1 protein-coding gene and 1 pseudogene are annotated in these 2530 nt (G+C 71.8%); both read right to left on the reverse strand.

Annotated elements, in window-relative coordinates; translation table 11 throughout:
- A pseudogene (locus AOK15_RS38370) lies at positions 1-291 on the reverse strand (hypothetical protein); the annotation flags it as partial.
- A gap of 198 nt (positions 292-489) precedes the next feature.
- Complete coding sequence (locus tag AOK15_RS38375; RefSeq protein WP_055523489.1) at positions 490-1479, reverse strand: malate dehydrogenase; 990 nt, start codon at positions 1477-1479, stop codon at positions 490-492.
- Positions 1480-2530: the final 1051 nt, after the last annotated feature.

The raw sequence follows: 2530 nt of genomic DNA on the forward strand, positions 1-2530 counted from the left end.
CGTGAATCCGCCCCCTCCCCCATCCGCGCCTCCGGACGAGTCCTGGCCGGTGTCGCTGCCGCCCTTCGCGCCCGCCTCCGGGGCGGAGGGTGACGGCGTCGGCGAGGACGGGTGCGCGGCGGTCGTACGGCTCTTCGTGTCGCCGTCCGGTCCCACCAGGGTCCATACGCCGAGGCCGGCGCCGCCGCCGAGCAGGGCCGCGAGGGCGACCACCAAGGCCATACGCCACACGTTGACGGGCGCGGGCGGGTCGTCCACCCAGCGTCCGGTTGTCGGATCCCAGCGCGCCATCAAGTCCCCCTTGCCGTCGCGGGCGTTCACGACTGCGTCGACGCGCGTGCGCGTGAACGCGTTTGACGACGATAGCGGCGTAAACGCCGACAGGCCCCGTCCTGGGCGAAACCGGGACAGAGCCTGTGCGAGCCCGCTATGGGACCGTGACGCCCCGCCTCAGGGGCGACGGCGGGGACAACGGTGCGGGGGAACCGCTCAGATGAGGCCGAGCGCGCGGACCGCCTCGCGCTCCTCCTCGAGCTCCTTGACGGAGGCGTCGATACGGGCGCGGGAGAACTCGTTGATCTCCAGACCCTGGACGATCTCGTACTTGCCGTCCTTCACGGTGACCGGGAAGGAGGAGATGAGGCCCTCGGCCACACCGTACGAACCGTCGGACGGGATACCCATGGAGGCCCAGTTGCCCTCGGCGGTGCCGTTGACCCAGGTGTAGATGTGGTCGATGGCGGCGTTGGCGGCGGAGGCGGCCGAGGAGGCGCCACGGGCCTCGATGATGGCGGCGCCGCGCTTGGCGACGGTCGGGATGAAGTCCTCGGCAAGCCACTTCTCGTCGCCCACGACCTCGGCGGCGTTCTTGCCGGCGACCGTGGCGTGGAAGATGTCCGGGTACTGGGTGGCGGAGTGGTTGCCCCAGATCGTGAGCTTCTTGATCTCGGAGACCGGGACGCCCGTCTTCTTCGACAGCTGGGTCAGCGCGCGGTTGTGGTCCAGGCGGGTCATCGCGGTGAAGCGCTCGGCCGGTACGTCCGGCGCGGCGGCCTGGGCGATGAGGGCGTTGGTGTTGGCCGGGTTGCCGACGACGAGGACGCGGATGTCGTCCGCGGCGTGGTCGTTGATGGCCTTGCCCTGCGGCTTGAAGATGCCGCCGTTGGCCTCCAGCAGGTCGCCGCGCTCCATGCCCTTGGTGCGGGGGCGGGCGCCGACGAGCAGACCCACGTTGGCGCCGTCGAAGGCGACGTTCGGGTCGTCCGTGATGTCGATGCCGGCGAGGAGCGGGAAGGCGCAGTCGTCGAGCTCCATGGCGGTGCCCTCGGCCGCCTTCAGCGCCGGCGTGATCTCCAGCAGGCGGAGCTTGACCGGCACGTCCGCGCCGAGCAGCTGGCCGGAGGCGATGCGGAAGAGCAGGGCGTAACCGATCTGGCCGGCCGCGCCGGTGACGGTGACGTTCACGGGAGTGCGGGTCATGGCGTTCTCCGTATGACAGCTGGCGGTGGGGCGTCCCTGCCCCGGACGTTTGATCGATCTCTTGGCGTCAAGAGAGATCGGTGGTCAGGCTATCGCGCATCCAGGATCCCCGACGGCCGGGTTCGTGTGGCCCACCACACACGGTCCACCCCTGGCGCGCCGACCCACAAGAAAAGGCGGCCGCCGGGTCCGAGGGGGGGTGGACCATGGCGGCCGCCGGTGGGGGTGCCGGGCCGGGAGAGACCAATCTCCCGGGCGGGCCGGACTCCCGTGGGGGTAACTTCCGCCTGCCCAGGCAACCGGAAGGCATGCCCACCAATTTCCGACTACTTTGAGAGCGGCTGCGATCACTATCGGTCACGGGTCCGGAGGGGGTTACCCGTTCGAGGGCGATGAGTACGGCCGTCCATTCGGCCCGGCGAACGCCGCGGGTCCTGCGGCCCGACGAACCTGTGGGTCTGCGGCCCGGTGACAGTGCGATCCGTGAGTCCGATCAGGACGAGTGGTCCGGGATGCGTGAGTCCCGGTGAGGGGTGCGGGCCGCGGGTCTGGCGAGGCGTGCGGCCCGGCCAAGGCGTGGCCCGCCGGAAGCATGCAAGCCCGCAAAGGGCGTGAGCCCAGGCGAGGCGCGCGACGTACAGGGCCGATCGGACCCGTGAGGCGGCACGGCCTGTCAGCCCATCAGCCCCAGTGGCCCATCAGCCCCAGTGGCCCGTCAGCCCATCACCTGCCGCCCGCCGCCCGCCGCCCACCCGGACCGTCAAGCGTCTGGCCCCTCGGCCGCAGTGCCGCGCGCATACGACACGCCGGAGGGCAGCCCGGCCCTCCGGAACCGCCCTCAACAGCCGCCCAGAACGGCCCCTCTGGGACTCGCTGGTGTTGGCGGCAGCCGCCCGCCTCGCCATCGGCCAGGCGCGTCAACCGCCCGAACCCCGAGCCGGGCAGCGCACTCCCCCGCCCGGCGCACCCAGCCCGTCAGCCCCTTCGACCCGCCAGCCCCTTCGATCCTCCGCCCCCTGAGGCCCTGCGCCCCGTCAGCACCTCGGCCCCC

Origin of the sequence: Streptomyces ossamyceticus (genome assembly GCF_001418475.1) — a bacterium.
Classification (GTDB): domain Bacteria; phylum Actinomycetota; class Actinomycetes; order Streptomycetales; family Streptomycetaceae; genus Streptomyces; species Streptomyces ossamyceticus.

What these genes read in the sequence shown, in the direction of transcription:
- AOK15_RS38375 (WP_055523489.1), bottom strand. Translation starts at nt 1,479, where the DNA reads ATGACCCGCACTCCCGTGAACGTCACCGTCACCGGCGCGGCCGGCCAG.